This window comes from Rhodococcus sp. NPDC049939 (assembly GCF_040656415.1).
Lineage (GTDB): Bacteria > Actinomycetota > Actinomycetes > Mycobacteriales > Mycobacteriaceae > Rhodococcus_F.
Genome location: NZ_JBFAMC010000003.1, coordinates 362,582 through 388,852 on the forward strand (window position 1 = coordinate 362,582; position 26,271 = coordinate 388,852).

Consider the following 26,271-nt stretch of genomic DNA (forward strand, 5'->3'; position numbering starts at 1 on the left):
CTACATTTCGTAGTAGTAACGCTCCGGGGGCAGAATGGCTCCGCAGTGCGTTGCCTTCAGGGTCCGGGCGCAAGCCCTCGTACCGGCCCTGGAGCCTGTCCTACGGGCCTAACTTCGGAGTAGCCATGGATGCCTTGGACGTCTCCCGGTGGCAGTTCGGCATAACCACCGTTTATCACTTCATTCTCGTCCCGCTGACGATCGGGCTCGCGCCGCTGATCGCTGTCATGCAAACAATGTGGGTGGTCACCGGAAGGGACCACTGGTATCGGCTGACCAAGTTCTTCGGGAAGCTGTTCCTGATCAACTTCGCTCTCGGTGTCGCAACCGGCATCGTCCAGGAGTTCCAGTTCGGAATGAACTGGAGCGAATACTCGCGCTTCGTCGGTGACGTGTTCGGCGCTCCGCTCGCTCTCGAAGGTCTTGTCGCGTTCTTCCTCGAGTCGACCTTCCTGGGACTGTGGATCTTCGGCTGGGGACGGCTACCCAAACTCGTCCACCTCGCCACCATCTGGCTGGTGGCGATCGGGGTGAACGCGTCTGCGTACTTCATCATCACCGCCAACTCCTTCATGCAGCACCCGGTAGGGGCGGACTTCAATCCAGAGACGGGGCGCGCCGAACTCGTCAGTATCTGGGCGTTGCTCACCAACAACACCGCGCTGGCGGCCTTCCCGCACGTCGTGGCCGGCGCATTCCTCACCGCAGGCACCTTCGTGGCAGGCATCGGTGGCTGGTGGATGGTGCGCAGCATGCGCAAGTCCAAGGAGGCCACCGAACCGGCTGTTGCGCAGAAACATGAAGAAACCGCACGAACGATGTTCCGTCCGGTCACCATCCTCGCGCTCTGGGTGATGGTGGCGTCCGGTATCGGGCTGGCCATCACGGGTGACATCCAGGGCAAGCTGATGTTCGAGCAGCAACCCATGAAGATGGCATCCGCTGAATCGCTGTGCCACACCGAGACCGGGGCAGACTTCTCGATACTCACCGTCGGCACCCAGAACAACTGCGAGAACATCACTCAGCTCATCAAGATTCCAGGGCTCACCTCTTACCTGGCCGACGGCGACTTCAATTCCACGATCGAAGGGGTCACCGAGCTCCAGGAACGGTACGAGCAGATGTATGGGCCCGGGGACTACCGGCCGAACCTGTTCGTCACCTACTGGACCTTCCGGGCGATGATCGGATGGGCAGCGGGCTCGGCACTACTCGCGGTCGTCGGGCTGTGGATGACGCGCGGGGGCCGCGTGCCGGACAAGAAGTGGTTCGGCCGGTTGTCCATCCTGGTGATCCCGACGCCCTTCCTCGCGAACAGCGCTGGATGGGTGTTCACCGAGATGGGCCGTCAACCGTGGGTCGTGGCACCCAACCCGACCGGCGTGGACATGATCCGGCTGACGGTCGCCGAGGGTGTCTCGAATCACTCCGCATGGACTGTCTGGGTCTCGCTGATCACGTTCACGATCGTCTACGGCGCACTCGCCGTCGTGTGGTTCGGACTCATCCGGCGCTACACGATCGAGGGTCCGCTCGAACACGACGAGCATCCGCCGGGCGAAGACCATGACGAGCCCGAAGAGCCGGACTCGCCCAAGCCACTGTCGTTCGCGTACTAGGGGGAGTCGGTCATGGGACTTCAAGAAGTATGGTTCATCCTGATCGCGGTGCTCTTCATCGGGTACTTCGTGCTAGAGGGGTTCGACTTCGGCGTCGGGATGCTGATGCCCGTCCTGGGCAGGCGGAAGGACCCGAAGGGTGACACCCGCCGGCGGGTGGTGCTCAACACCATCGGCCCCGTGTGGGACGGCAACGAGGTATGGCTCATCACTGGCGGCGGTGCGTTGTTTGCGGCGTTCCCCGAGTGGTACGCGACTTTGTTCTCGGGCTTCTACCTACCGCTGCTGATCATTCTCGTGGCGCTGATCGTCCGAATCTGTGCCATCGAGTATCGCGGCAAGATAGACGACGACACATGGCGAAGGCGCTGTGACTGGGGCATTGTCTTCGGCTCCTGGGTACCCGCGGTGCTCTGGGGTGTCGCATTCGCGAACATCGTGCGCGGCGTTGCTATCGACGCCGACAAGCAGGTCACTTCGGGATTCTTCGACCTGCTCAATCCGTACGCGCTTCTCGGTGGTCTCACGACCGCTCTCGTCTTCGCGCTGCACGGTGCCGTATTCCTGGCACTCAAAACGGCGGACGAAGTACGCACGGACGCGGTTGCATTGGCGTCCCGATTGGCCCTTCCGACCGTCCCGGTCGCCGGCGGGTTCGTATTGTGGACCCAGTTGGCGTATGGCAAGGGGTGGACATGGATTCTCGTCGTAGCCGCCGCCGCTGCGCTCCTCGCGGTCGTCGCGCTCACCCGCGCCGAACGTGAGGGATGGGCCTTCCTGTTCACATCGGTGGCTGTCATCGGTACGGTCGCTCTGCTGTTCGGTTCACTGTTCCCCAACGTCATGCCGTCCACGCTCGATGCTGCTTACAGCCTGACCATCGAGAACGCGTCGTCGAGCCCGTACACGTTGAAGGTGATGACGTGGGCCGCAGCCTTCCTCACCCCCGTGGTGCTGATCTACCAGGGTTGGACGTACTGGGTGTTCCGTCAAAGGATTTCGACCAAGCACATCCCGCCGTCAATCGGGCTCTCGTCGAAGCGCACATGACAATCGAGGTGGGTGACGCTCCCGTACCGGCACAGATCGGTCCCGGTCGGGAGCGCGCTTCCCGGCGGCCCATCGATCCACGTCTGTGGCGTTACTCGGCCGCTGCGCGCGGGTATCTCGTACTGACGGTCGGGTTGTCGCTGGTCAACGTCGCGATGGTCATAGTGTCCGCGCTCATGATCGGGCGGGTGCTCGGTGGTGTGATCGTCACTGACGTCACCGATCCCCGGCAGTGGTCCACCGAACTGGTCGTACTCGCACTTGCGGTGGGTGTGAGGGTGGTCGGTACGTGGCTACAGTCCCGGTTCGCGCACCGCGCTGCCACGCGCGTCGTCGCAGAACTGCGAGGTGAGGTTCTCGGTGTCGCAACCCGGATGCATTCGCGTGACCTCGATCCCCGACGAGACGAGATCGCGACCGTCCTCACCCGCGGAATCGACGGACTGCTGCCATATCTCACGGGCTACCTACCCGCGCTGGTCCTTGCGGCGACACTCACTCCGGCAACGTTGGCGGTCATCGCCTTTCAAGATCTGACTTCCGCGGCGATCATCTTCGTCACGCTGCCTCTGATTCCGATCTTCATGATCCTCATCGGCCTGCTGACCAAGGGCAAGGCCGCGAAGACCCTGACTGCAATGACCACGCTGTCCTCGCAGCTGCTCGACCTTTTGGCTGGGCTGCCGACACTTCGCGCACTCGGACGCGAACAGGGGCCCGCGACGCGGATACGCGAACTCGGTGATGCTCACCGTCGTACGACGATGTCGTCGCTTCGGGTGGCCTTCCTGTCCGCGATGGTGCTCGAATTGTTGGCGACCCTGTGCGTGGCACTCGTCGCTGTCAGCATCGGGCTGCGGCTGGTATTCGGGGACATGGGTCTCGAAGCGGGGATCGTGGCACTGATCCTCGCGCCCGAGGTGTATCTCCCGCTGCGGATGGTCGGTGCCCAGTTTCATGCCGCAGAAGACGGGATAGCCGCGGCGAACAAGGCCTTCGCGGTCATCGAATCGGACCGGAGCGTTTCTGATCACGGCAGTGAAGTCGTCGAGGCCAATGGTGCGCGTATCGAATTCGAGGATGTGGATGTTCGATCGCGTGACGGGTGCGCACCTCGCGGCTTGACCGGCACTCTCGAACCCGGAATGGTGTCGGTGCTGACCGGCCCGAACGGGTCCGGGAAATCGACTGCGGTGCAAGCTCTTCTCGGACTCGTTGCCATCGACCATGGCAAGGTGCGGGTTGCCGGCGTGGCAGTAGAGGCGCTCGACCGGGCTGCGTGGTGGGCTCAGGTGGCGTGGCTCCCGCAGCACCCGGTTCTCGTTCCCGGGACCCTCGACGAGAACCTTCGGCTCATCGGTGAGGTTGTCGATCTCGAGCAGTCTTGCACCGCAACTGGTTTCGATTCGGTTCTCACCGAGCTTCCCGACGGGTGGGGCACCCGGGTCGGAGCGGGGGGAGTGGGGCTCTCGCTCGGCCAGCGTCAGCGACTCGCCCTGACTCGGGTGCTCGCGACCCGCCGCCCTGTGCTGGTGCTGGACGAACCCACCGCACATCTGGACGAGGATTCGGAGCGGACCGTGCTCGCCTCCCTACGGCGTTTGGCTGCCGAGGGGCGGACCGTTGTGATCGTGGGGCACCGCCCGTCTCTGCTGGCGGCCGCTGATCGTGTGATCGAGGTGAGGGCCGATGTCGGGTGATCCGTTGTTGCGCGCATTGCCACTTCTGGCTCTGCAGCCCGGCCGCGTACTGCGCGCCGTCGCCGCAGGAGTCGCGACCTTGGGCAGTGCGCTCGCATTGGCCGCATTGTCGGCATGGTTGATCACGCGTGCATGGCAGATGCCGCCGGTCCTGGACCTCAGCGTGGCCGTGGTGACGGTGCGGGCTCTCGGAATCTCTCGCGGAGTGTTCCGGTATCTCGAGAGGCTGGCCACGCACGACACCGCGTTGCGTGGGATGACCTCCGCCCGTACGCAGTTGTACCAACGACTGGCCGACGGAGAACCCGCTGCTGCGGCAGGTCTGCGTCGCGGTGAGCTCCTCGCCCGTACAGGCGCGGACGTCGACACCCTCGGTGACGTGGTGGTGCGCGCACTCGTCCCCATCGCCGTCGCCTTCATCCTGGCCTTGTCCGCCGTGGGCGTACTCGCTTTCATTTCCCCTGCTGCAGCGTTGGTGCTTGCTGTCGCGCTCGCGGTGTCGGGGGTTGCGGCGCCTTGGCTGTCTGCTCGTGCCGCTCGCACAGCCGAGACGTCGAGCGCGCAGGCACGAGCGCAGTTCAGCGAGAACGCCGTCACCGCCCTCGATCACGCGGCGGAACTCCGGGTGGCCGGCCGGCTCGACCGGACGGTGTCGCAGGCCGTGGATGCCGACCGTGACGCGGTGGTCGGCACCGATCGTGCCGCTGTACCGGTCGCCTTCGCGGACGCAGCCACCCCCCTCGCTACCGGAGTGAGCGTGATCGCGGCGCTGCTCATCGGGATGAACCTCTACTCGTCCGGGACGATGAGCCCCATGGCGATGGGAATCCTTGTGCTGCTACCGCTTTCGGCTTTCGAGGCCACGACCGTACTGCCCGCGGCAGCGGTGGCACTGACCCGGGCCAGAATCGCGTCGAGGCGCATCCTCGCGGTCTTGGACGCGGCGGTCGCCGAATCGAGCACCGGGAACCGGGATCTGGACGGCCCGGCCGAGATCGTTGCGAGTGCGCTGCGGTCCGGGTGGACAGCCGACGCTGTCACCGCACCCGTCGATCTCGAACTCCGGCCAGGAGCACGCGTCGCGGTGGTCGGACGCAGCGGTGCCGGAAAGACAGCGACCCTGATGACGCTCGCCGGACTGCTTCCACCGATTTCAGGGACCGTCCGAGTAGACGGCGTGGATCTGAGCAGTGTGGAGTCGGGCGCTCTTCGTCGGAACGTCGGCTTCTTCGCTGAGGACGCGCACCTGTTCGACACGTCGGTGCTCGAGAATCTGCGGGTGGCGCGTGGAGACATTCGAGAATCCGAGGCGCTGGAGGTTCTTCGTGCCGTCGGGCTCGGGGATTGGGTGTCCGGGCTACCGGAGGGGGTGGATACGACGCTCGCCGGCGGTGCCAGGGCGGTATCGGGTGGACAGCGCCGCCGACTGCTCCTCGCCCGGGCGATTCTGTCGCCGGCGCGTGTGCTGCTGCTCGACGAACCGACCGAACACCTCGAGGCAGACGAGGGTGCGGACCTGATCCGAAGACTTCTCGCCGGCGACGGCGGACTTGTCTCGCCCCAGCGCACCGTGGTGGTGGTCACGCACCAGCTTCCGGAAAATACCGGCGCTGACCAGGTGATACGGCTTGAGAAATCGCAGAGAAATAATCCGTTGCCGACTCCGTGAGGGCGGCGTACCTTCTTCTGTACACGAGGAAGGAGGTGGTCTGAAGTTGAATGACAAACGGACACGTGAGGTGGCTGCAGGCTAGCCGCTAACGCTGACGGAATTCACTGACCTCGCGAGCGGCCGGCGAATCCCATGCAGCTACCCGGCCCTCGAGCCCCGGTCTTTGTCCAGATCGGAACCGGTGCCACAAGCACCGACGGCTCGGGGGCCGTTCGGCGTCCGGGGGACGTGATCGACCGGGGGACTGATCGACGCTCGCCCTGCACGAGCACGCCCGAGGGCTCAGCCGATGTAGCGCGAGAGCCGCGCGGAGAGGCGGGGGAGGAGTTCACCGTCGGCAATGACGCGTTCCTCGACGTAGGCCAGGTCGCCACCCTCGACGATGCCGTAGAGACGCTTCGCGCCGCCGACGAGGGCACCGGAGGAACTGCGGATCACGACATCGGTCGCTAGTTCCCAGGACGACTGGGTGAGGGCACGGCCGTAGAACAGTTCGACTACGCCGGAACTGTGGGTGAGGAGTAGTTCGACGACTTCTTCGTTGGTGCTGCCAGGGGCCCCGTCTCCGCTCATCCGCCAGAAGCCGGACTCGCGAAGGTCGGGACGTACGTACGCGCCTTCGTCGTCGAGAACCCAGGACCGAGATTCCCAGCTGAGGTAGTTGCCACCGTTGTGGGACACGATGATCTGCTGCCCGAAGCGGTAGTCCCCTGTGCTGGCGTCGTGACCTTCCCCTTCGCCACGCCATACACCCACGAGAGGCAGAAGTGCGAGGAGGTCGTTGTTCAGATCAGGGCCGAGGCGGAGATTGGCGGTGTCCTCCGGCAACGGAAGGTCGGGAAGCTGCGGTATGTTCCGCGACGCGGTCGTCTTGGAGCGCTCGATGGCATCTGCGACGGCAGCATCGCCGCTACCGCGACGCACACCTGGGGTGTCCCCGGCCGAAGCATCGGACGCCGGATGTTCGGGGGAAGGATCTGCGCCTGCGTCCGGGGTGTGACTCACGGCTAGTCGGTCACCAGACGGTAGATCATGTAGACGGAGAACCACGTGATCAACACAGCGGCAAGGACAAGAAGTACCTCGAAGAAGACAACCACGGTGACATCTTAAACCGAGGCTGCCGAGCGGTCGAAACGGGAGAGTATGCCGAGACTGCGGTCGTACCGATTTCGCGGCCCACGTGGCAGAAGGGCCCGCTCCGACTCGGAGCGGGCCCTTCTTGGGTCGGTTGGGGTGATCTACTAGGCGACGTTGACGTCGACGTTGACGACGCCAGCGCCGGTCGGGCTCACCGTGGAGGTGCCGTTGCCTGAACTGGACAGCGCGCGCACGGTCCAGTTACCGGGGGCCGCGAAGAAACGGAAGTCTCCGGTGCCCGACGCGACGACCTCGGCGGTGAACTCTCCGCCACCGTCGAGGAGGCGGACGAACGCGCCTCCGATCGGCTGGCCGTCAGCGGCGAGGACACGGCCGGTGATGACCGTTTCCTTCTCCACGTCTACGCCTGCAGGCAGGGTCTGGGTCTGTACTGGTGCTCCGCACATGATTCAGTGAACCTCCAACTCGATTGGTGCGCCGACGAGTGAGCCGTATTCGACCCAGCTGCCGTCGTAGTTCTTGACATTCGGCTTGCCGAGGATTTCCTTGAGCACGAACCAGGTGTGGCTAGAGCGCTCGCCGATACGGCAGTACGCGATCGTGGCCTTGGACTCGTCGTAGCCCTTCTCTGCGTAGAGCTTCTCGAGGTCGTCGTCGGACTTGAACGTGCCGTCCTCGTTAGCGGTGGTGCTCCACGGGATGTTGATCGCGCCGGGGACGTGTCCACGCTGCTGAGCCTGCTCCTGCGGCAGGTGCGCAGGCGCGAGGATCTTGCCGGAGAATTCGTCGGGCGAACGGACGTCGATAAGGTTCTTGTTCCCAATGGCGTCGATGACCTCGTCGCGGAACGCGCGGATCGACAGGTCGGGGGCCTCGGCCTGGTACTTGGTGGCGGGGCGGGAAACAGTCTCCTTGGACAACGGGCGTCCGTCGAGTTCCCACTTCTTGCGGCCGCCGTCGATCAGCTTGACGTCATCGTGGCCGTAGAGCTTGAAGTACCAGTACGCGTAGGCGGCGAACCAGTTGTTGTTGCCTCCGTAAAGGACGATCGTGTCGTCGTTGGCCACTCCTTTGGCGGAGAGGAGGTCAGAGAACTGCTGCTGGTTCAGGAAGTCGCGACGGACGCCGTCCTGCAGGTCCTTCCGCCAGTCGAGGCGGATGGCGCCTTCGATGTGGCCACCGTCGTATGCGCTGGTGTCCTCGTCGACCTCGACGAAAACCGTCTTGGGGGCGTTGAGGTTCTGCTCAGCCCAGTCGGCGGAGACTAGGACATCGGAGCGGGCCATGGTGTTCCTCTCGGTGAAATAACTTCGGTGTACTTGCTCGGTTCGGGTAGTGGTGACCAACGTCACGAAACGACGGCCACGGACGCCGACCTTCAGGGTGTCGTGTGATGTGGATAAGTGAGAAAGCGATTCTGCTGACGTCCGTTATACGGGCTCGGGTGCCGAGAAACGATGGAAGTAAGTCGTCATCGCCGTCTTGATCACGTGCATGAAGTCCGCGGAGTCAGCAGAAAGCGACAGCCCTGGTGATCAGCGGCAGGTACAGCAACAAGCCCCGAGGCGACACAGGTCAACCGTGCGGCGTCGGGTGAGCATTAGCTCCTGGCTGGATTGCACGGCCGTCAGTTTACCTGGTTTTCCACGACTTCGAAGCCGGGGGCCGAATGCGGGAGTTCTTCAGCGATCCACACAGCGGTCGGGTCGGATACTTCGCTGCGGTCGAGCGTGGATGTTGCGCGCTTCGTCGTGCGCCGAGTTTCAAAGGGAGAGATAAGTATTCACTGCCCGCCATCTGCTAGGCAGTGGTCGTCGGTTGCGTCTTCTACAGCCCGTTGAGGTTGATGGTGACGTTGTCACCCACGCCTTCGATGACGATCTGCGACCCCTGCGCGTAGACCTCTGTCGGCTGCACCCCGAACGGGAGTTCTCTGGGGTCGATCGTCAGAGTGAAGAGTCCGAGGATCGAGTGAGCTAGTGGATCCGGAATCGAGAAGTCGGCGGCACCTTCCGGCCCGAAGTAGAAGTTGCTGGCGACAATCTCCACCTGAGGACCGTCGAGCACCAGGTCAGCCTGAACGCTGACCTTGGTCTCGACGGGCCCCACCGGGACAGTGCCCGTGAGGACCACACCGCCGGCGGTGGGCAATCCCGAACCGCCGGAACCGCCCGTGCCATCCGATATGTTGGCCGGCGGGGCCGAGACTTGTAGGTCTGCAATCTGGAGGAACTGGCCCAGGTCGGTAGCGTCGATGAGCATCTTGCCGGAGAGATGATCGACCGGAATCGTGGTGACGCTGCCGTTCACCAGTTCCGACAGCGGCGCGGAGACACCCTGCAAGCTGGATTCGATCGTCACCTCACCGACTTCGTCCGTCTGCACTCCTCTGGCTCGAATCTCGATGTCGCCGTACTTGCCTTCCCACGCCTGGGTGAGGAACGGGAAACCGTGGACCGTTACCTCGGGGTCTGCCGTGAGCGAAGCGCCCGCCCTCAGCTCTCTCGACACCCGGTACTCGGCGTACGCCGCCGAACCGAAGTCGACGACGAGACCGAGAGCAACGAGGAAAACGATTCCAATGATGAGTTTCCGCACGGCCCCATTGTGGCTGACACGCTCATATCAGGTGTCGGCGCGATGTGCTTGTGCAGGCTTGCCGGGTTCGGCGTACCGAATTTGGACCGTGGCGCGTTAGTCTGTCACGGACAAAACAGTCGCGATGGGAGGTCGTGTGGAGTTACTGCTTCTAACCTCCGACCCCAACCCCGAGGTGGTTCTGCCTGCTCTCGCGCTGTTGGCGCATTCGGTGAGACCTGCTCCCAAGGAGGTCTCGTCACTCCTCGAAGCCCACTCGGCCGACGTCGCTCTAGTGGACGCGCGCGTCGACCTCGCAGCTGCGCGTGGTCTTTGCAGGCTGTTGGGCAGCGCGGGTTCTGCGGTTCCGGTGGTGGCAGTACTGACCGAGGGCGGCCTGGTGGCCGTCAATTCCGACTGGGGACTCGACGACATCCTGCTCCCGGACACCGGGCCGGCCGAGGTTGATGCCCGTCTCCGACTCTTGGTGGGACGAAGTGGTGGCGGCGCGAGTCCGGAGTCTTCGGGCACGATCACACTCGGTGAACTGGTCATCGATGAGGGCACCTATACGGCCCGACTTCGTGGACGTCCCCTCGATCTCACCTACAAGGAGTTCGAACTCCTCAAATACCTTGCACAGCACGCGGGACGAGTCTTCACCCGCGCGCAGTTGCTGCAAGAGGTGTGGGGATACGACTTCTTCGGCGGTACGCGCACGGTCGACGTCCACGTTCGTCGTCTGCGCGCCAAACTGGGGAGCGAGTATGAATCCTTGATCGGCACAGTGCGCAATGTCGGTTACAAAGCAGTTCGTCCCGCGCGCACCAAACCGGGCGCGCCCGGTCAATCGGCGGAGGGTGCGGAGCTCGGCGACGACCACGGTGACGAGGGTGCCGAATTCGAAGGCGCTGAAGGGTCGATCTGATGGAGCGTCCGGCGTTGTATTGGTCGACACGACTCGAGCCCCAACAGGTGGCCGGCGTGTCCGCTCTCTTGGATCGGGCGGCGGCAGCGGACGGTACCAACCCTGTCTCGGAGCAGGGAGTCCACGCTGTGTCCGGCTCCGGTGGCCTGGATGGCGTACGTCATCTGGTCTGGACCGATGACGAGCGGATCATCGGATACGCCCAACTGCAGCCAGGACACGGGGACCATCCCGCTATGGCCGAACTCGCGGTGGCACCCGAGGCGCGCGGTCGCGGGATCGGCGGAAGGCTCGTGACCGAAGCCATATCCGAGGGAGGGCCGGATGCGAGGGTATGGGCACACGGAAACCTGCCCGCGGCGCAGGCGGTAGCGCGGCGCCTCGAGCTCACCGGCGCCCGCGAGCTGCTGCAGTTGCGACGCCCGCTTGTCGACGCTGGGCTTCCGGAGCTCGTTGTACCGGAAGATGTCTCACTTCGCGTCTATCGGGGGGTCCAGGACGATTCCGAGGTGCTTCGCGTCAACGGGGCCGCATTTGCCTGGCATCCCGAGCAGGGGTCGTGGACTGAGCGTGAGATGGCCGAGCGCCGCGCCGCGGCCTGGTTCGATCCAGCCGGGTTGTTCATGGCGTTCGCCACCTCGGACGAGGATCGTCTCCTCGGGTTCCACTGGACCAAGGTGCACCCGAAGCAGGGCGAGGACCCCGCAATCGGAGAGGTCTATGTCGTGGCCGTCGATCCCGACGCGCAGGGACGGGGTCTCGGCCAGTTGCTGACACTCGCCGGGTTGCACTATCTCCGCGACCGCGGGCTCGCTTCGGTGCTGCTCTATGTGGAAGGCGACAACATATCCGCACTGCGGACATACCAGCGGCTCGGGTTCGAGAAGTACCACGTCGACGTGGCGTATGCACGAGTGTGACGTACTGCACCGGAACGTTTTCGGGGGTCTGGCCGCGCTGGTCTCGGGATGCCTGGACGTCAGTGGCGCACTAGGTGGACAGGTACTTTCTCTGTTCACTTTCCGTTCACCGGTGATGGTCCATCTGGTAATCGGATACCCCTAGGTTTCTTCGTGGGCAACGCCGTGTTGCCCGGTACAGGACTGTCTTGTGCCGCGCCCCAAGTCGCCGCCCGTGCCAGGGCGTGACGGTAAATCCGGAGGACTAGGTGAATTTCAAGCGCAGCGGAACCGTATTCGGTGCAGTGGCCGTGGGAGCACTGACCTTGGCCGCGTGTGGAAGTGACAACAACGCCACGTTGAGCGGCATCGACGCCTCTGCGTCGAATGCCACCTGTGAAGGCACAGCCAACCTCTCTGCGGCTGGTTCCACGGCGCAGAAGAATGCCATGGACCAGTTCGTGTCCACCTACATCTCCGTCTGCCAGGAAAAGGGTAAGCAAGTCAACGTCGCGTACAACCCGACTGGTTCGGGTGACGGACGCACCCAGTTCATCGCCGGCCAGACCGACTTCAGCGGCTCCGACTCACCGATCGAGGGCGAGCAGGCCGAGCTGGCGACAGCTCGCTGCGTCGGCGGCGAGGCCTGGAACCTCCCCATGGTGTTCGGTCCCGTTGCAATGGCGTACAACCTCGACGGTGTCGACAACCTGGTACTGAACGGCGAGGCCATCGCGAACATCTTCAACGGAACCATCACCAACTGGAACGACCCGGCCATCGCCGCGCTCAACGAGGGCGTCGCACTGCCCGACGAACGCATCACCCCGGTTGTTCGCTCCGATTCCTCGGGCACGACGGACAACTTCCAGCTGTACCTGGAGGCCGCGTCCAACGGCGCGTGGATCTCTGGTGCGGGTTCCGACTTCACCGGTGGCGCCGGCGAGGGAGCCAGGGGCTCGGCGGGCGTCGCGCAGGCGGTCGCCTCTGACAGCGGCTCGATCACGTACGTCGAGAAGTCCTTCGCGGACCAGAACAACTTGTCGATCGCGCAAATCGACAACGGTTCCGGTCCCGTCGAGTTGACCACCGAGTCCGCGTCGAAATCCATTGAGCACGCACAGTTCGTGAATGCGGATGGGGGCGATTTGACCCTCGACCTGACCTCGATCTACGGTACCAATGAGCCCGGGGCATACCCCTTGGTGCTCGTGACCTACGAGATCGTTTGCTCGAACGGCTACCCGGCTGACACCACCGCCGCGGTGAAGTCCTTTCTGACGAGCGCTGCGCACGAAGGGCAGGCCAATCTTGCCGAGCTGGGTTATGTCCCGCTTCCCGAGGCTATGCAGTCGAAGCTGACCGAGTCGATCAACGCGATCGCCTGATCGCCCACCGTCGGCTCGGGTCGCCCGGGTCCCTAGATATTCTGATGAGAAAGAAATGCCAGCGCGGATGAATTACGCGCCCATCGAGTCAGTACCGCCCACCTCCGGCCCCGCCTTCCGCGGGTCCGGAGGTGGCGGTCCGAGCGGCACCCGGAGGCCGAGTTGAGTTCCCCTCAGACACAGACCAAGACGCCGGGACCGAAGGTTGCGCTGCGCGGCAAGTCGGCGACTCGCCTCGGGGACCGCGTCTTCTCGTCGGCCGCAAGGACTGCGGCGGTCTTCATTTCCTTGCTCATCGCCGCGATCGGGGTGTTCCTGATCTGGCGCGCGATCCCTGCGTTGAGTCGCAACCAGGCGAACTTCTTCACCAGCCATGAGTGGTTCACCATCGACATCAACGACATGTCGTTCGGCGTCCTCGACCTGTTCCAGGTCACCGTAATGGTCTCGCTGTTCGCCCTGGCTCTCGCGATGCCGGTCGCACTCGGTATCGCGATCTTCCTCGCCGCGTATTCGCCGGAGTGGCTCAAGCGCCCCCTCGCGTACATGATCGACCTGCTGGCCGCAGTGCCTTCCGTCGTCTACGGGCTGTGGGGATTGCTGGTGCTGGAACCGGTGATTGAGCCATTCGCCATCTGGCTGAACGAGAATCTCGGCTGGTTCCCGTTGTTCGCGACGGGCAATACTTCGATCACCGGTGGCGGCACCATCTTCACTGCGGGCATCGTGCTCGCAGTGATGATCCTTCCCATCATCACCGCGGTGACCCGGGAGGTATTCGTGCAGACGCCCACCTCGCACATCGAGGCTGCGCTCGCGTTGGGCGCCACCCGGTGGGAGGTGGTGCGCACCACGATCATTCCGTTCGGCAAGTCCGCCTACATAAGCGGTTCGATGCTCGGATTGGGTCGCGCTCTGGGCGAGACGATGGCGCTCTACATGATCCTGCGCACCACTTCGCAGGCCTTCGGATGGTCGTTGTTCGATGGTGGCGCCACGATCGCATCCAAGATCGCACTTGGGTACGCGGAGTTCAACAACGACATCCAGGCGGGCGCCTACATCGCAGCCGGCCTGGTGCTCTTCGTGCTGACGTTCGCCGTGAACGCCGCAGCGCGTGCTGTGATCGTAGGAAAGAAGGGCTGACCGATGACCGCAATACTCGAGAAGCCAGTCAAGACGCCGACGTTCAGGGGGGTCGGCGTCCGCCGACGAATCACGGATCTCGCGGCAACAGCGATGGTGACTCTGGCAGTGGTGGTGGCGCTGATCCCACTCCTGTGGGTGCTGCTCACCGCGATCGTCAAGGGCTTGCCCGCTTTGACGTCCGCCACGTGGTTCACCAACTCGCTCAGTGGGCTCGCAGCTTCGTCGATGGGCGGTGGTATCTATCACGCGCTTGTCGGTACGATCCTGCAAGGGCTCGTATGTGCGGTGATGTCGATCCCACTCGGACTGTTCGTCGCGATCTATCTCGTGGAGTATTCAGACCGGAAGTCGCGCCTGGCCAGGGTGACCACCTTCATGATCGATATCCTCAGCGGTGTCCCGTCTATTGTTGCGGCCCTGTTCATCTACGCGCTGTGGATCACGACGTTCGGCTTCTCCAAGTCGGGATTCGCCGTGTCGCTCGCACTGGTCCTGTTGATGGTTCCCGTTGTAGCTCGCAGCACGGAGGAGATGCTCCGCGTCGTTCCACAGGATCTGCGCGAAGCGTCGTACGCTCTGGGAGTTCCGAAGTGGAAGACCGTTGTCAGGATCGTGCTTCCCACCGCACTGCCTGGAATCATCACCGGCGTCATGCTTGCACTCGCTCGGGTGATGGGCGAGGCAGCTCCGCTCCTGATCCTGGTCGGATACGCGCCCTTCATCAACTTCGACCTGTTCAACGGCGAGATGGGCACGCTTCCCGGTGTCATGGTGGCCGAGATGAACAATCCCACTGCGGCCGGCACCAACCGAATCTGGGGTGCGGCGCTGACGTTGATCCTCCTCATCGCATTGCTCAACGTTGTGGCCAAGATTGTCGGCCACTTCTCACAGATCCGCACCAAGTGATGCATAGACTTGAATTTGATCACCGATCAGTAGGGAGCCGGTAATGGCCAAGCGCCTTGATCTCAAGGACGTCAACATCTTCTACGGCAAGTTTCATGCCGTCGCAGATGTGAGGCTGTCTGTTCCGCCGCGGAATGTGACTGCCTTCATAGGCCCTTCCGGGTGTGGAAAGTCGACCGTCCTGCGGTCGCTGAACCGGATGCACGAGGTGACTCCTGGTGCACGCGTTGAGGGTTCGATCCTGCTTGACGGTGAGGACATTTACGATCCCGCCGTCGATCCAGTCGGTGTCCGCAAGACCATCGGTATGGTTTTCCAACGACCCAATCCGTTTCCGACGATGTCCATCAGGGACAACGTGGTGGCTGGGCTCAAGCTGCAAGGAGAGCGCAACAAGAAGCGGCTCGACGAGATCGCCGAACAATCCCTGCGTGGAGCGAATCTTTGGAACGAGGTCAAGGACCGCCTCGACAAGCCGGGCGGAGGTCTGTCCGGCGGTCAGCAACAACGCTTGTGCATCGCCCGCGCGATCGCCGTTTCACCCGACGTGCTCTTGATGGACGAGCCGTGTTCGGCTCTCGACCCAATTTCGACCCTTGCGATCGAAGACCTCATCACGGAGTTGAAGAAGGACTTCACGATCGTGATCGTCACCCACAACATGCAGCAGGCAGCGCGCGTCAGCGACCAGACCGCGTTCTTCAACATCGAGGCCACCGGTATGCCGGGTCGGCTCGTCGAGGTCGACGACACGGAAAAGATATTCTCCAACCCGGCGCAGAAGGCCACCGAGGACTACATTTCGGGCCGGTTCGGATAGAAGGCAATTGCGTCGAGACGCCCCGACCGCGAGTTCGGTCGGGGCGTCTCGACGCGAAATGGCTTGGAAATACTACGGTTCCGGGTATGCCGTGAGGTTGTCGGCGTCGGCGTTGACGGTCTCCGTCTCGTCGGGAAGCTTGCCGGTGACCAGGAAGATAACCCGACGACCAACCTCGACGGCGTGGTCGGCGAAACGCTCGTAGAACCGTCCGAGCAGGGTGACGTCGACGGCTGCGGCCACGCCGTTCTTCCACTCACGGTCCATCAGCACCGTAAACAGGTGACGATGGAGGTCGTCCATGGCCTCGTCCTCTTCGCGAAGGCGCGCAGCCCTTTCCGGATCGCGGGTCTCGAGAACCTCGCGGGCGGCGGCGCCGATGGACACGGCGATGCGGCCCATCTCGGCGAAGTAACCATTGACCTCTTCCGGAAGTACATGGTTGGGGTGCCGGCGGCGTGCGATCTTGGCGACGTGAAGAGCCAACGCTCCCATGCGGTCTATGTCGGCAACGATCTGGATTCCACTGACCACGGAGCGGAGATCACCGGCAACCGGTGATTGCAGGGCGAGGAGCGCGAAGGCCCGCTCCTCGCAGACGGTGCTCAGTTCAGTGATCTTGTCGTGCTCGCTGATCACCTGCTCGGCCAAGGAGAGGTCGGCCTGGAGCAACGACTGGGTGGCTCGGTCCATGGCGGCCCCCGCGAGGCCCGCCATTTCACCGAGCAGATCGGCAAGCTCGGTCATCTGTTCTGTATAGGCCACTCGCATGGGGCTATACATTACGGTGTCCGATAAACCAAGTCATGATTTTGCGATGAACGCGGGGTGAATGAATGCGCTGATAGGCGGTCTTGTCAGCAGGACACGTCACCCGCGTTCACCACGGCAAGATCGGTCGGGATCTCCGCTCCGACAGATTTGCCGATACGAACATCTGACACATTGACCGGAGTGTCGGACGCGATCGGTGTCTGTACGTTTCCGGAGAAGTTGGAGCCGAGTGCGACCTCGATGACCGTGCCAAGTCCCTTGGCGGACTCGAGGACCGCCCCGGGAAATGACGACGCGAGGGTGGCTGCCTCGGCCTCGTGTGTCGGCGAGAACCGCACGACGGTGTCGTCGGTATTGCCCGCCAAGTAGTTGCCGACATCGTAGATCTGGAATCCCTCGGCTTCCAGGTCCGCCGCTACCGTTGCGGCCAACCCCGCCTCGCCTGTCGCGTTCGAGACCTGAACGTTCACACTGGACGGGTCGACGGTCTGAACGGACTGTGGCTGCGGTTCCGGTGCCGCCTCGAGGATTGGTTCAGCGCGCTTCTCGCCGGGCAGGTCGTCGTCGTCGATGATCGCGCGGAATATTGCCTTGATGTCGTCCATTCGGGGAATTTCGTTTCCCCAGTCATTGGTGCCAGCGGTGGGCACCGTCAGGAAGGTGACTGCGCCTGCGTCGACATTCTGCAGGGAGCGCCCCAGTGTGATCAGGGACTCGGCATCGACGTTCTCGACGAACGTTTCACTGGTGAACGCGTTGATGAACCCGTTGAGTTTCGCGGGATTCAGCAGCACCTGACTCGACAGTGCTCCGCCTAGCAGGGAGGACAGGAATATCTGCTGCCGATTGATCCGCCCGTAGTCGCCAGTGCCCTCCGTCGCTACGTGCCGGGCGCGAACGAAATCCAGCGCGGTCTTTCCATCCAGCAAGTGAGTCCCCGCTTCAGGAATGACGGTGCCGAGGATTCCGTCATGGAGCGGTTGCTCGGTACAGACCTCCACACCGCCGATCTCGTCGACCATGGACTCGAAGCCGGCGAAGTCCATGCTCACGAAGTGTCCGATCTTTAGTCCGGACATCTTCTGAATCACTTTGACCAGGCATTTCGGCCCACCCAGCGCGTAGGTGGCATTCAATTTGTCGCCATAGGCTGCCGGATACTTCGTGTCTACGTAGGTTCCGGTCTCGTTGTCCCAGCCTTGGCAGGCCGGACGCTCGACGTCGAGGTCGCGGGGAAAGGACACCGCTACCACCCTGCTGCGATCGGCGGGGATGTTGACGAGCATCACAACGTCGGCCCGCGCACCCTCGGCGTCTTCGACAGTTCCTGCGCCGATCTGGCCGCTCGCGCCTGCACGGGTGTCGGTACCGACGATCAGATACGTCTCGTCGCCCATCTGCCCGAGCGCGTCGACGATGTCCTCCGACTCTGTGTCGAGGGCCGCGACCTGGCCGAACTTGCCCATTGTGGAGTTGAGGTAGCCCCAGACAGTACCTGTTCCGGCAAGCGCGCCCACCGCCACCAGGGCGACGATGGCACGTCCAGCTTTGCGGAGGCGTTTGCGCCGGCGAGACCGGTTCAGCGCCACACGCGTGAGTCCCGGATTGCCGACTGCGCGGGGTGCAGATGCGCTTCCCGGAGTTTCCGTGAGCCACTCGGGTGCAGAACCTTCGCCCGGCGGAACCGGTGTCGGCGATCGTCGTGTGCCGACGTTGGGAATGACCTCGGTGGTGTCCGGATCGCTGTTTTGGTTGCGAGGCTCGGGGCGCTCTACCCGGAAGGGGTGCTCGGTCGGGGCAGGGCGTTCGGGTGGTGGCTGTCGCGGCGGAACCGGGCGTTGACGACCCATGCGGGCATCTCGATAGTTTTGATCAGCGAGCGGGCGCTCCCAGGGGGCGCGGGATCCGGGAGCCGGTGGTTCCGAATTCTGATCATCACCCACCGATTCAACCTGCCCCTTCTTGCCTACTCGACCGTTCGTCGGCCCTGACGATTCCAGTCATGATACTTAGTGATGTTCAAGGCTTCGCAAATGAAGCGGTGTGAGATGTGTTCTTTATCTACTAGCCGCCGGAATGCATCATTTCGGCGCCGGCGGGGACCAGACAGTCCTCGGGGTCGTCGAGCCAGCCCTCGGGGAGCGCGACGGTACCCGGTGATCCCTGACGCCCGCGCGGTCCCTCTGCGTCCCTGGGAAACGGGACGGTGGGGTCGAGTTGCTCGAGGAGACTGTCGAGTTCGGTGAGGGTGCTCACCAGGGCCATCGCAACTCGCAGTTCGGACCCGGCGGGGAAGCCCCGCAGATACCAGGACACGTGCTTGCGAAGCTCTCGGAGTCCCTTGTCCTCACCGTGGTGGGCGGCGAGAAGCTCAGCGTGCCGGCGGATGATGGTGGCAACTTCGCCGAGGGTGGGAGGGGTAGGTATCGGGTTTCCATTCAGAGCGGCGCTCAATTCGGCGAACAACCACGGTCGTCCGAGGCAGCCGCGGCCGACCACGACACCGTCGCAGCCGGTCTGCGTCATCATCCGAACGGCATCCTCGGCCGCGAAGATGTCGCCGTTTCCGAGCACCGGAACCTCGCTGACGTACTCCTTGAGGCGGGCGATCTCGTTCCAGTCGGCAGTGCCGGAGTACCGCTGTGCGGCAGTGCGTGCATGCAATGCGATTGCCGCGGCGCCTTCGCCTGCGGCGATCCGACCGGCGTCGAGGTGAGTATGGTGCTCGTCGTCGATTCCGACGCGGAACTTCACGGTAACCGGGATGTCTGTACCCTCAGTGGCCTTCACTGCGGCGGCGACTATCCGACCGAACAGCGCACGCTTGTACGGTAGGGCCGCGCCGCCGCCCTTGCGCGTGACCTTGGGGACCGGGCATCCGAAGTTCATGTCGATGTGATCGGCCATGTCCTCGTCCACGATCATTTTGGCCGCGGCGTACGTGGTGTCGGGGTCGACGGTGTACAGCTGCAGTGAACGGGGGGTTTCGGTCGGGCCGAACGTGGTCATGTGCAGGGTCGCGGGGTGACGCTCGACCAGCGCGCGTGCGGTCACCATCTCGCAGACATACAGGCCGGACGTGCTGCCCGCGCGCGCCGTCTCGAGTTCACGACACAGCGTGCGGAACGCCACATTGGTGATGCCGGCCATGGGAGCCAGAACCACCGGGCTGCGCAGCTCTAGTGATCCGATACGAAGCGATGACATTGACAACCTCTTGGGAAGCGCTGGAACAACAAAATGCCCGGTACCGAATTCGGTACCGGGCTCAGGATAACTGTTGCGCTACGAAACCCGCTGCTCTTGCTTCTCGGCCTCACGGGCCAGCATGCGGTCGCGCTGCTCCTCGAACTTGGTGGCTTGGGCGTCGAGGTTCTCCAGGAACTTGCCCAGGTTTTCGCGGGTCTCTTCGCCACGGGCGGTGAGATCGCTCCGCTCGAAGATGTTCCACTTGCGCAGGACGGGCATGAGAACCTCGTCGAGGTGCTGACGGAGGTCGTAGATGCCGTGCTTGGCCATCAGCACCCCGTTGCGACGGAAGTTCGGCATGTTGGCCCCGGGCATCCGGAAGTTCTGGATGACCATGTCGATGGCTTCGAGCGCCTGATCGGGTGCGAGATCGAGAGCGGCACCACACATGTTGCGGTAGAAGATCATGTGCAGGTTCTCATCGGCTGCGATGCGCTGGAGCATCTTGTCCGCGATCGGCTCGTTGCACGCCTTGCCGGTGTTGCGGTGGCTGACGCGAGTGGCCAGCTCCTGGAAGGTCACGTAGGCGACGGAATTGAGGAAGCCCGCGTCGACGCTGGCCGGGGAGGCGAAGCCAGTGGTCATGTGCTCCATGCGGAAGCGCTCGAGCTCGACCGGGTCGACAGCGCGTGTCACCACCAAGTAGTCGCGCATCACGATTCCGTGACGGTTCTCCTCGGCAGTCCAGCGACCCACCCAGGTGCCCCATGCGCCGTCCAGCGAGAAGTGCTCTGCTATCTCACGGTGGTACGAGGGCAGGTTGTCCTCGGTGAGGAGGTTGGTGATCATCGCTGCCTTGGCGACCTCGTCGAGCTGCGATTGTCCGGGATCCCAGTCGATACCGCCCATCGCAGCGAAGTTGCGTCCTTCGTCCCATGGGATGTAGTCGTGGGGGTGCCATTCCTTGACCATGGAGAGGTGACGGTTCACGTTCTCTTCTGCAACCGGCGACAGCTCGTGGAGCAGCTCGAGTTGGGTCAGATCCCTCGCCATGCGCAATGCCTCCAGTAGCTCGAATTGACTTGAACTCGGTCGGACGTGGCCCAGCCTACGGCACCGTAGGTAGATTGGTAAGTGCATTTGAGAAGCCCGGAAAATGGTTGGAATCCGCCGCCCTTGGAAGAACCGTTCGAGGGGCTTCCAACGCGCCTAGCCTTTTCTGGGCGCTTTACCTCGGGGGTGTTTGCGAAGCACCGATCACCCCTTTTTCGACGTGTTGGTCCGCCGATTCATACAGATCTGGACCAGGTGATTGCCCGCAATCGAGTCCTGAGTGTTGCCAAGTCGTCGAGTATCGGTGCCCTCAATGGTGCCGAATATGCCTGTACGCCTGCGTGATCGGATAATCGAGACACTGTTGTTCCCTAGCATTCAACCCTGATGCGACTCTGCCTGGTGCACGAATACGAGTTGGCGCCATGCGGGCCAATGGCAGACTTGCCGTGGAGATCTGCTTCGTGCTGCTGATGGTTGTGATGTTGTGTCGCTCAAGATGTTCCGAAAGACTGCTGAAGGACTTGTGTCTGGCTGCCGGGTACGGGTGCCATCGACTCGGATCGACCAGCTTTGCCGCGTCTGCTCTGTGAATTAGAGGGCGGCGATACGTCTGTTGCGGTCCGGTTGGTTGCTCCCGAGAATCGTTACATGGGCAACGACATGAGTCGATCGGAAGGATTCGTCACCAGGTTGCCCGAAGCCATGCGTGTGGACGTCGAACAATGGGAAAGTCAACAGACTTTCCGGGTAAGGATCGAGAAGCGTTGCCAACTTAGGGAGACAGGTCATGACGGCTGGGAACAGTTCATCCGCCCCTGCAACGGAGAAATCGCGTTTGCCGGCCTGGGGGAGGAAGGCCATCGGCATCGCCGTTCTCTTGGTGGTGTTGGTCGTTGCCTACTTCATCCTCGCGGCCTACCTGCCGCGTGCATGGGCTCAGCGCGTTGGGGATCTGGCTAACGGTAGTTTCGGCAGCGGAATTCTGTGGGGTCTGTTGTTCGGATTCGTGTGCACGCTTTTTCCGTTGCTGCTGTTCTACGGGGTGTACAAGTTGCTGCGGCGACGACGGTTCAAGCCGATGCAGGTCGTGTTGCTGATCCTGGGGATCTTGGTGCTGCTTCCCAATGTCTTGACGTTGAGCGTCGTGCTCGGTGGCAACAGTGCCGCGCACGCGGGGGAGCGGATCATGGACGTGGACGCACCCGGATTCCGCGGCGCGTCGCTGGCAGGCGCGATCATCGGTTTGGTGCTGTTCCTCGGTGGAATCGGCGTCAGTTACACGTACCGCAAGCGAGGTGAGGATCTCGCCGAAATTCGGAAAGAAGTGAACGACAAGTAAGCCAGTCGTCTACCGGATTCCGGTGGGATGTCGGTGCATGCTCGTCTCGTGCCGACAACGCGCACGGGACTCACTTGCGTTCGAATCAGTTGCCGGTCGAACCGTTCGCAGGTAGACCCGAGTTCATGCTGTCCGCATCGCGCAGCCTCGATGTTGATCATCATGGCGGCGTGCTCCTGCGGGTGTCGAAACATCGCCCCCGATGGTCTCTCGCTGCCCGGACTCGAGCATGAGCAGAACTGCAAGGGGCTTCGCGAGCAACACGCGCTCGGGGTCCGATTCACCGAACCGGCTGCGGACGTTGTTCGGAATCGGCGCAGGCAATGCGATGGAGTCTTTCGACTGGAGCATTTACGCGACCTTTGCGGTGTTCTTTGCGCCGCAGTTCTTCCACAGCGGCAGTTCGATTTCCAACATCCTCGCTACGCTGGCCGTTTTCGCAGTCGGGTTTGTGGCACGCCCCTTCGGCGGGTTCCTCTTCGGCTGGTTGGCGGACATGAGAGGCCGTCAACTGTCGATGAGCCTGACGGTTGGTTTGGCTGCTGCGGGCAGCTTGGCAATAGGCTCCAGTCCTACCTATGACACCATCGGAATCTGGGCGGCTGTCCTCTTGGTGGCAGCCCGGCTGGTTCAGGGTCTCGCGCAGGGCGGCGAGCTGCCAGTCGCGCAGACATATCTCAGCGAGGTGGCGCCGCGCGAGCGGCGAGGGCTGTGGTCCAGCCTCATCTACTTCTCCGGCGGCATCGGGGTCATAGCAGGCACTCTGCTGGCCGCAATCTTGTCGTCGGCATTGACCGACGAGCAGATGCGCGACTTCGGCTGGCGGATCCCCTTCATCCTCGGGGGTATGTTCGCCCTGTTCTCTCTGCACATGCGTCGGAGGATGGCGGAAACCGAAACCTTCACGCGGGCAATCGAAGCGGCGAAGGCTGAGCCCGAGTGCGCATCGGCGTGGAAGAAGATGTGGCAGCGCCGAAGACTGCTGTTGAGCGTCTGTGGCGTGACGGTGGGTGCGACGGTGGTGTACTACGTGTGGGCGGTGTCGGCACCCGTTTACGCGATTTCCGTGCGGGGGGTGCCCGCGACCGGAGCGCTCTGGGCCGGCGTGCTCGCCAACTTGGTGTTTCTGGCTGCGCTTCCATTCTGGGGGATCGTTTCCGACAAGATCGGGCGAAAGCCCGTCCTGATCTTCGGTACGGTGGCGCTGATGTTTTTGCTGCACCCACTCAACTCGATCGTCAAAGGGCAAGCGTGGCAGCTGTTCATCGCGATGGCGATCGCGATGATCTTGATCGCCTGCATCACCTCCCTTCTGCCTGCCGTCTTCGCGGAACTGTTCCCGACAGGGATCCGGGCTACGGGGGTCGGCGTCCCTTACTCTCTCGTGGTCGCGTTGTTCGGCGGTACGGCGCCATACCTGCAGACATTTTTCGCGGACAAGGAGATTGCAAGTGCCTTTACCTGGTATGCGATCGGGGTGATGTCCATCACTGTCGTCACGCTCGTTTTGATGCCCGAGACCAAAGCCCGGGACCTGGATACGGCGAATTGACCGGCGCCCGGAGGAGCCGGCCGCTACCGAGTCGTACTGGCGGGCAATCTCGGACTCCGAGCGCGCATCGAAGGTGCCGGGTACATCCATCACGGTCTTGTGTTCGCTCGCGAGGTCGCGGTTGGCTTCCCGATGGGGCTTCGAACGAGCATCGCGACCAGGGCGAAACTGGTCAGAACGGTGCCCCCAGTAGGACTCGAACCTACGACCTGCGGATTAAAAGTCCGTAGCTCTACCAACTGAGCTATAGGGGCGCGGGGTGAGAGTCTAATGTGCCAAGGGCAAGCGCTGGCACAGCACCCCTGAGACGGTGTGTTGAGTGGAAGAGATAAAGGTCGGCTCGGGTGCGCACCCCCTGCAGTGCACCCGAGCCGACAGCAAATTATACCACTTGGTGTGTTTTCGAAGGTTATCGAATTCAACTACATATTCAACTACAACTTGATCCTGCAGCCCGTTAAACAGACAGGTTTAATACTTCTGGACTGTTTTGTAGGTTTTTTCAAAACGGGGATACTGTTATGCAATGTCACCGACCTCGTCCAACCAGGGCGATGGTGGGGACTACCACACCTGGAAGAAGGATGCATCGTCATGGCACGTCAACAAGAACGTGCGCGGCGCACCCGCGCCGCGCTGGTGGAGTCCGCTGCGATCGAGTTCGCCAAGCGCGGGTATGCCGCCGCGTCGGTCAACACGATCTTGGAAGGGTCGAACGCCACCAAGGGGGCAATGTACTTCCACTTCCAGTCCAAGGAAGACCTGGCCCGCGCCGTTCTCCAGGCCGGAGTGGAGCAGTTCACCGCCCTGACGGAGCGCTGGAAACGCCGTACCGATATCGGGCCTTTCGACGCCCTCCACGGCTTCGTGGTGGATCTGGCGAAGTTGTTCCATACATCTGTGATCGTTCGGGCAGAGTTCCGGTTGATCGTCGAGCCCGAGTTCTATCCCGACGTACTCTCCGGTGGCTCGCAGGTGTGGGGGCGCACGGCGCATGAGCTTGCCGTCCGTGCAGAGGGGCAGGGGCTGCTGCGCGCTGGTGCCGATCCCGAGAAGTTCACCCGCGTCCTGGCTGCCTCTCTCGCCGGCCAGAGGTACATGTCGGACATGATTGCGCTCGAGGGAGACCTCGGCACACGGTTCGAGGAATCACTCGACGTGGTCCTCGCGGCGATGGCCTCGAAGGAATGGTTGGAGAAATTCGAGAGGGAGGGATGGCCAGATTGCGGCTCGGAACTGCCCGAATTGTAGTCTGAACTGGCGATTTGGGGATTTCTCGCTTTCTGTCCTAAGCTATCCAAGCTCCCAACGGAATGCCGTTGAGGTACTGGTTCGGAGAAATCCGACGGGCCCCCTTCGTCTAGCGGCCTAGGACGCCGCCCTTTCAAGGCGGTAGCGCGGGTTCGAATCCCGTAGGGGGTACGTTTGACCGGTGTCGAGCATGCGGTATGGTTCGGCAGCAGCAAATGTGACAATTAGGATCGTGTTGCGCTCTATAGGCGCTCTACGTTCGTAATACACAGCAGGACAAAGCAAGGCCCTGTGGCGCAGTTGGTTAGCGCGCCGCCCTGTCACGGCGGAGGTCGCGGGTTCGAGTCCCGTCAGGGTCGCAGGAGTGTTGCCGGCGTTCACCGTTGGCAGCATATTGCGATTGGCATTCGGTTCGGGTGCCGCCCGGCCAGGTAGCTCAGTTGGTACGAGCGTCCGCCTGAAAAGCGGAAGGTCGCCGGTTCGATCCCGGCCCTGGCCACCACAAGATGTCGAAACCGGCGTTGTCGAACGCGTCGGCAGCGGGCTTTCTCTGGTCCGTATGCCAAGTAGGTGACGCAGTCCGTGGTCCTGCAGCCATACACGGGTGGCTAGGCTAGCCTCCATGACCAGTGCAGGAGAGCCCATCGTGGCGGGTAGCGACGGGTTGCTGACATTGCTACGCAATGGCCAACTACCTTCCCGCGGTGCCAAGGCGCCGCAGCGGGATCGCTATAAACGTGTCGTCGCAGCTGCGATGGAACTCGCCTCCGAGGGTGGGTATGACAGTGTGCAGATGCGTGCCATCGCAGACCGCGCCCAGGTCGCGCTTGGAACCGTGTACCGATACTTCCCCTCCAAGAACCACATGCTCGTGATGGGGCTCTTGATGGTGTTCGAGGAGATGCGCACCCGGTTCGAGGACGTCGAGATCCCGGGTGCGACGCCGTCCGAGCGCATTCTGTTCGTTCTCAGGAAGAACACGGAAGTGCTCGAGAAGGACCGCCTCAGGTACGAAGCCATGGTGCGCGCATTCATGTTCGCCGACGCGTCCGCGACGGCAGAGTTGGATGCCTTCGGTGCTTTGATGACCGAGATGTTCGCCAAGGCCATCGGCGTCGACAAGGTCTCCGACGACCAACTCAATGCGATCCGGGTGATCGGCGACGTGTGGATGTCGAGTCTGGTGTCATGGGTGGCGGGCCGAATTTCCGTCGACGAGGTTATGGCCCATCTCAGTCTTGCCGTCCGCCTGGCTTTCCGGAGGCTGGGGGGGTAGTGCGTGGGCGGGGGGACTC

The 26,271-nt window shown here is 62.8% G+C and carries 21 protein-coding genes, 4 tRNA genes and 1 pseudogene; 17 read left to right on the forward strand and 9 right to left on the reverse strand.

Annotated features, from left to right (window positions below; all coding sequences use genetic code 11):
* Nucleotides 1-125: 125 nt before the first annotated feature.
* From AB0I57_RS13900 to cydC, 4 genes are read left to right on the forward strand one after another with little or no spacing between them, the layout of a single operon-like run.
* On the forward strand, nt 126-1,622 hold the full coding sequence (locus AB0I57_RS13900) for a cytochrome ubiquinol oxidase subunit I (protein ID WP_358335857.1): 1,497 nt from the start codon (nt 126-128) through the stop codon (nt 1,620-1,622).
* 12 nt (nt 1,623-1,634) lie between these two features.
* A complete protein-coding gene (gene cydB / locus AB0I57_RS13905; RefSeq protein ID WP_358335860.1) occupies nt 1,635-2,672 on the forward strand; it encodes a cytochrome d ubiquinol oxidase subunit II in 1,038 nt (345 codons plus the stop codon).
* Nucleotides 2,669-4,372, forward strand: coding sequence for a thiol reductant ABC exporter subunit CydD (gene cydD / locus AB0I57_RS13910; protein WP_358335862.1), 1,704 nt, complete (start codon nt 2,669-2,671; stop codon nt 4,370-4,372). Before cydB ends, cydD begins: the two co-directional genes overlap by 4 nt.
* A complete protein-coding gene (gene cydC, locus AB0I57_RS13915) occupies nt 4,362-6,041 on the forward strand; it encodes a thiol reductant ABC exporter subunit CydC (RefSeq protein WP_358335865.1) in 1,680 nt (559 codons plus the stop codon). The genes cydD and cydC overlap by 11 nt, the downstream gene beginning before the upstream one ends.
* A gap of 285 nt (nt 6,042-6,326) precedes the next feature.
* Here cydC and AB0I57_RS13920 read toward each other — a convergent pair whose 3' ends face one another.
* From AB0I57_RS13920 to AB0I57_RS13935, 4 genes are all read right to left on the reverse strand, one after another.
* Nucleotides 6,327-6,968 (reverse strand): FABP family protein, encoded by a 642-nt coding sequence (locus AB0I57_RS13920; protein ID WP_358336435.1) that lies wholly within the window; start codon nt 6,966-6,968, stop codon nt 6,327-6,329.
* A 320-nt stretch (nt 6,969-7,288) separates the two neighbouring features.
* Nucleotides 7,289-7,591 carry a DUF1416 domain-containing protein gene (locus tag AB0I57_RS13925; protein ID WP_358335868.1) on the reverse strand — a complete coding sequence of 101 codons (303 nt, stop codon included), beginning with the start codon at nt 7,589-7,591 and terminating at the stop codon, nt 7,289-7,291.
* Between the two features lie 3 nt (nt 7,592-7,594).
* Nucleotides 7,595-8,431, reverse strand: coding sequence for a sulfurtransferase (locus AB0I57_RS13930; protein ID WP_358335871.1), 837 nt, complete (start codon nt 8,429-8,431; stop codon nt 7,595-7,597).
* A gap of 541 nt (nt 8,432-8,972) precedes the next feature.
* Nucleotides 8,973-9,743: an LmeA family phospholipid-binding protein gene (locus AB0I57_RS13935; RefSeq protein ID WP_358335874.1), complete on the reverse strand. Its 771-nt coding sequence runs from the start codon at nt 9,741-9,743 to the stop codon at nt 8,973-8,975.
* Nucleotides 9,744-9,879: 136 nt separating this feature from the next.
* Between AB0I57_RS13935 and AB0I57_RS13940 the strand changes: the two genes are divergently transcribed.
* The 6 genes and pseudogenes from AB0I57_RS13940 (at nt 9,880) to pstB (ending at nt 15,815) form a co-directional block, all read left to right on the forward strand.
* Complete coding sequence (locus tag AB0I57_RS13940; protein ID WP_358336438.1) at nt 9,880-10,650, forward strand: response regulator transcription factor; 771 nt, start codon at nt 9,880-9,882, stop codon at nt 10,648-10,650.
* Nucleotides 10,650-11,570 carry a mycothiol synthase gene (mshD, locus tag AB0I57_RS13945; RefSeq protein ID WP_358335877.1) on the forward strand — a complete coding sequence of 307 codons (921 nt, stop codon included), beginning with the start codon at nt 10,650-10,652 and terminating at the stop codon, nt 11,568-11,570. Before AB0I57_RS13940 ends, mshD begins: the two co-directional genes overlap by 1 nt.
* 248 nt (nt 11,571-11,818) lie before the next feature.
* Nucleotides 11,819-12,937 carry a phosphate ABC transporter substrate-binding protein PstS gene (gene pstS, locus AB0I57_RS13950; protein ID WP_358335880.1) on the forward strand — a complete coding sequence of 373 codons (1,119 nt, stop codon included), beginning with the start codon at nt 11,819-11,821 and terminating at the stop codon, nt 12,935-12,937.
* Between the two features lie 67 nt (nt 12,938-13,004).
* Nucleotides 13,005-14,083, forward strand: a pseudogene (gene pstC / locus AB0I57_RS13955) (phosphate ABC transporter permease subunit PstC).
* 3 nt (nt 14,084-14,086) lie between these two features.
* Nucleotides 14,087-14,995, forward strand: coding sequence for a phosphate ABC transporter permease PstA (gene pstA, locus AB0I57_RS13960; RefSeq protein WP_358335883.1), 909 nt, complete (start codon nt 14,087-14,089; stop codon nt 14,993-14,995).
* Nucleotides 14,996-15,038: 43 nt separating this feature from the next.
* Nucleotides 15,039-15,815, forward strand: a complete 777-nt coding sequence (pstB, locus tag AB0I57_RS13965; protein ID WP_358335886.1) for a phosphate ABC transporter ATP-binding protein PstB — start codon at nt 15,039-15,041, stop codon at nt 15,813-15,815.
* A gap of 72 nt (nt 15,816-15,887) precedes the next feature.
* On the opposite strand, the gene phoU is transcribed toward pstB, so the two are convergent.
* The 4 genes from phoU to AB0I57_RS13985 form a co-directional block, all read right to left on the reverse strand.
* On the reverse strand, nt 15,888-16,586 hold the full coding sequence (phoU, locus tag AB0I57_RS13970; protein WP_358335889.1) for a phosphate signaling complex protein PhoU: 699 nt from the start codon (nt 16,584-16,586) through the stop codon (nt 15,888-15,890).
* 86 nt (nt 16,587-16,672) lie between these two features.
* Complete coding sequence (locus AB0I57_RS13975; RefSeq protein WP_358335891.1) at nt 16,673-18,532, reverse strand: LCP family protein; 1,860 nt, start codon at nt 18,530-18,532, stop codon at nt 16,673-16,675.
* Between the two features lie 121 nt (nt 18,533-18,653).
* The gene (gene dusB / locus AB0I57_RS13980) at nt 18,654-19,796 is read right to left on the reverse strand and encodes a tRNA dihydrouridine synthase DusB (protein ID WP_358335894.1); all 1,143 of its coding nucleotides are present in this window, start codon (nt 19,794-19,796) and stop codon (nt 18,654-18,656) included.
* 78 nt (nt 19,797-19,874) lie between these two features.
* Nucleotides 19,875-20,831, reverse strand: a complete 957-nt coding sequence (locus AB0I57_RS13985; protein WP_358335897.1) for an acyl-ACP desaturase — start codon at nt 20,829-20,831, stop codon at nt 19,875-19,877.
* A gap of 790 nt (nt 20,832-21,621) precedes the next feature.
* On the opposite strand from AB0I57_RS13985, the gene AB0I57_RS13990 reads away from it, so the two are divergent.
* Both AB0I57_RS13990 and AB0I57_RS13995 read left to right on the forward strand, forming a co-directional pair.
* Nucleotides 21,622-22,173 (forward strand): hypothetical protein, encoded by a 552-nt coding sequence (locus AB0I57_RS13990; RefSeq protein WP_358335900.1) that lies wholly within the window; start codon nt 21,622-21,624, stop codon nt 22,171-22,173.
* A gap of 229 nt (nt 22,174-22,402) precedes the next feature.
* Nucleotides 22,403-23,725 carry an MFS transporter gene (locus AB0I57_RS13995; protein ID WP_358335902.1) on the forward strand — a complete coding sequence of 441 codons (1,323 nt, stop codon included), beginning with the start codon at nt 22,403-22,405 and terminating at the stop codon, nt 23,723-23,725.
* Between the two features lie 181 nt (nt 23,726-23,906).
* Here AB0I57_RS13995 and AB0I57_RS14000 read toward each other — a convergent pair.
* Nucleotides 23,907-23,979: transfer RNA gene (locus AB0I57_RS14000), tRNA-Lys, on the reverse strand.
* 340 nt (nt 23,980-24,319) lie between these two features.
* On the opposite strand from AB0I57_RS14000, the gene AB0I57_RS14005 reads away from it, so the two are divergent.
* From AB0I57_RS14005 to AB0I57_RS14025, 5 genes are all read left to right on the forward strand, one after another.
* Nucleotides 24,320-24,976 carry a TetR family transcriptional regulator gene (locus tag AB0I57_RS14005; RefSeq protein ID WP_358335905.1) on the forward strand — a complete coding sequence of 219 codons (657 nt, stop codon included), beginning with the start codon at nt 24,320-24,322 and terminating at the stop codon, nt 24,974-24,976.
* 98 nt (nt 24,977-25,074) lie between these two features.
* Nucleotides 25,075-25,147, forward strand: a tRNA-Glu gene (locus AB0I57_RS14010).
* 114 nt (nt 25,148-25,261) lie between these two features.
* Nucleotides 25,262-25,335, forward strand: a tRNA-Asp gene (locus AB0I57_RS14015).
* 66 nt (nt 25,336-25,401) lie between these two features.
* Nucleotides 25,402-25,478, forward strand: a tRNA-Phe gene (locus tag AB0I57_RS14020).
* Between the two features lie 120 nt (nt 25,479-25,598).
* Complete coding sequence (locus AB0I57_RS14025; RefSeq protein ID WP_358335908.1) at nt 25,599-26,252, forward strand: TetR family transcriptional regulator; 654 nt, start codon at nt 25,599-25,601, stop codon at nt 26,250-26,252.
* The last annotated feature ends 19 nt before the right edge of the window (nt 26,253-26,271 follow it).

Bases quoted from the DNA above. Each gene is read 5' to 3' on its own strand.
- AB0I57_RS13900 (WP_358335857.1), top strand. From the start codon at position 126: ATGGATGCCTTGGACGTCTCCCGGTGGCAGTTCGGCATAACCACCGTT.
- cydB (WP_358335860.1), top strand. From the start codon at position 1,635: ATGGGACTTCAAGAAGTATGGTTCATCCTGATCGCGGTGCTCTTCATC.
- cydD (WP_358335862.1), top strand. From the start codon at position 2,669: ATGACAATCGAGGTGGGTGACGCTCCCGTACCGGCACAGATCGGTCCC.
- cydC (WP_358335865.1), top strand. From the start codon at position 4,362: ATGTCGGGTGATCCGTTGTTGCGCGCATTGCCACTTCTGGCTCTGCAG.
- AB0I57_RS13925 (WP_358335868.1), bottom strand. From the start codon at position 7,591: ATGTGCGGAGCACCAGTACAGACCCAGACCCTGCCTGCAGGCGTAGAC.
- AB0I57_RS13930 (WP_358335871.1), bottom strand. From the start codon at position 8,431: ATGGCCCGCTCCGATGTCCTAGTCTCCGCCGACTGGGCTGAGCAGAAC.
- mshD (WP_358335877.1), top strand. From the start codon at position 10,650: ATGGAGCGTCCGGCGTTGTATTGGTCGACACGACTCGAGCCCCAACAG.
- pstA (WP_358335883.1), top strand. From the start codon at position 14,087: ATGACCGCAATACTCGAGAAGCCAGTCAAGACGCCGACGTTCAGGGGG.
- pstB (WP_358335886.1), top strand. From the start codon at position 15,039: ATGGCCAAGCGCCTTGATCTCAAGGACGTCAACATCTTCTACGGCAAG.
- phoU (WP_358335889.1), bottom strand. From the start codon at position 16,586: ATGCGAGTGGCCTATACAGAACAGATGACCGAGCTTGCCGATCTGCTC.
- dusB (WP_358335894.1), bottom strand. From the start codon at position 19,796: ATGTCATCGCTTCGTATCGGATCACTAGAGCTGCGCAGCCCGGTGGTT.
- AB0I57_RS13985 (WP_358335897.1), bottom strand. From the start codon at position 20,831: ATGGCGAGGGATCTGACCCAACTCGAGCTGCTCCACGAGCTGTCGCCG.
- AB0I57_RS13990 (WP_358335900.1), top strand. From the start codon at position 21,622: ATGACGGCTGGGAACAGTTCATCCGCCCCTGCAACGGAGAAATCGCGT.
- AB0I57_RS13995 (WP_358335902.1), top strand. From the start codon at position 22,403: ATGAGCAGAACTGCAAGGGGCTTCGCGAGCAACACGCGCTCGGGGTCC.
- AB0I57_RS14005 (WP_358335905.1), top strand. From the start codon at position 24,320: ATGGCACGTCAACAAGAACGTGCGCGGCGCACCCGCGCCGCGCTGGTG.
- AB0I57_RS14025 (WP_358335908.1), top strand. From the start codon at position 25,599: ATGACCAGTGCAGGAGAGCCCATCGTGGCGGGTAGCGACGGGTTGCTG.